1 protein-coding gene and 1 pseudogene are annotated in these 1,771 nt (G+C 69.8%); one reads left to right on the forward strand and one right to left on the reverse strand.

The window, feature by feature from the left end; all coding sequences use genetic code 11:
- Nucleotides 1–74: 74 nt before the first annotated feature.
- Nucleotides 75–1,409, reverse strand: coding sequence for a serine/threonine-protein kinase (locus tag AB0M20_RS41660; protein ID WP_364306867.1), 1,335 nt, complete (start codon nucleotides 1,407–1,409; stop codon nucleotides 75–77).
- Between the two features lie 148 nt (nucleotides 1,410–1,557).
- On the opposite strand from AB0M20_RS41660, the pseudogene AB0M20_RS41665 reads away from it, so the two are divergent.
- Nucleotides 1,558–1,771 (forward strand): annotated as a pseudogene (locus AB0M20_RS41665) (hypothetical protein); the annotation flags it as partial.

Here is a 1,771-nt window from a genome sequence, read left to right on the forward strand (position 1 = left end):
TAATTTATCTTCAAACAAATTAATAAATTCCATCAAAATTTCATTCTTATCTAAACTCTCATCTATCAAAATCCTTAAATCAATATCTGAATATACGCCGTGGTCTTCCGCTCCCCCACCGGCTCCGCCTTCGCCACCCGTTCCGGCGCGGCGGCCGCGGTCGGCGCGACCTGCGTCGCGGGCCTCGACCTGACCGGCAGCGACGGCCGGATGATGGGCGCGGGCGAGGCGGCGATGACCGTCACGTCGTCGGCCGCGCCGGAGCGCGTGACGTGCCAGGCGGTCGTCGCCACGCCGGAGGCCAGCATCGCGCCGGCCAGCACCGACAGCACGGTCCAGGGGCGGGCCCAGCGCCAGCCCGGCGCCTTGTTGCGCGCCTGCTTCGGCTGGCGGGGCATCGGGATGACGCTGACGTGATCGGCCTTCGAGAGGGCTCGCGGCTTCGGTTGTGGCTCAGCTTTTTCGGCTGGCTCGGGTGGTGCGGGCGGCTTCGGCGCGGGCGCCTTGGGCGGGGGCAGCGGGGCCGCGTCGGCGACGGCGCGGGACACATCGCTGAGGGAGGCGACGAGCTCGGCCGCGGCGGGCCTGAGGCGGGGCTTCGCTCGCAGGCAGGACGTGATCACCGCCCACAGTTCGTCCGGGATGCCGGGCAGGCGTTCGGGGTTTCCCTCGAGGTGACGCTGCATCAGGCCGTGCACGGTGTCGCTGTCGAAGGGCGGGCGGCCGGTGACCATCTCGTAGAGGAGGATGCCCAGCGCGTAGACGTCGGCGGCCGGGCTGGCGGCGGCGCCGTGGAACGCCTCCGGCGACATGTAGTGCGGGGTGCCGACCACGGCGTTCGGGGTGGTGATGGCCGGCATGTTGAGCACCCGGGCGATGCCGAAGTCGGTCAGGCGCGTCTCCAGCCGCCCGTTCTCGATCTGCAGCAGCACGTTGTCGGGCTTGAGGTCGCGGTGCACGACGCCGAGCTCGTGCGCCTCGGCCAGGGCGGCGGCCAGCTGCGCGGCCAGCCGGGCCGTCTCGCCGGGCGGCACCGTGCGGTGCTCCCGCAGGTGGTCGCGGAGGCTGCCGCCGGTCACCAGGTCCATCACCAGGCCGAGCGACTCGCCGACGCTGAAGAGGTCGCGCACCCGGACCACGTTGCGGTGCCGCAGCATCAGCAGGATGGTCCGCTCCTGCACGAAACGGGTGACCAGCTTGGGCTGGCGCAGCAGGCTCTCGTGCAGCAGCTTGACGGCGACCGGCTCGTTGGATCCGGTCTCGACGCCGCGCCACACCGTCCCGGTGGCGCCCTGCCCGATGGGCCGGAGGAGGATGTACGAGCTCCCGACGCACCGGCCCGCCCGCGCCGGCGTCGCCGGGCCGTCCGGGTCTGCGCGTACGCCACTGCTCGTGGGATCCTGGTCCACCCGATAGGTCCTTCCAGCTGGCTGATTCGTACCGGAATCCTGTTGTTTGTCCGGATCGTTTGGCAACTCAGCGTGCCGGAGTTCGCACTTACCGGAGGAGTGCCGGGCCGCCCGTCACCTCGGAGAGCCGCAATCGTTCGGAGGATCGATGGTCTGGCCGGAAGTGTTCGACGAAGAGGACTACGACCTTGTCGCCACCGACGAGGAAGCGCTCGGCCCAGGGGTTCGGGCACTACTGGCCGACTCCGGCGTCGCCGCCGAGCCGGTGCGATACCCGACCGGTTCCCTGCCCGTCTACGCCGCCGGGGACTACGCCCTCAAGATCTTCCCGCCGGTCTACCTCGAGGAGCGGCCCGTCGAGG

It is taken from the genome of Actinoplanes sp. NPDC051633 (assembly GCF_040681735.1).
In the GTDB taxonomy this organism is placed as follows: domain Bacteria; phylum Actinomycetota; class Actinomycetes; order Mycobacteriales; family Micromonosporaceae; genus Actinoplanes.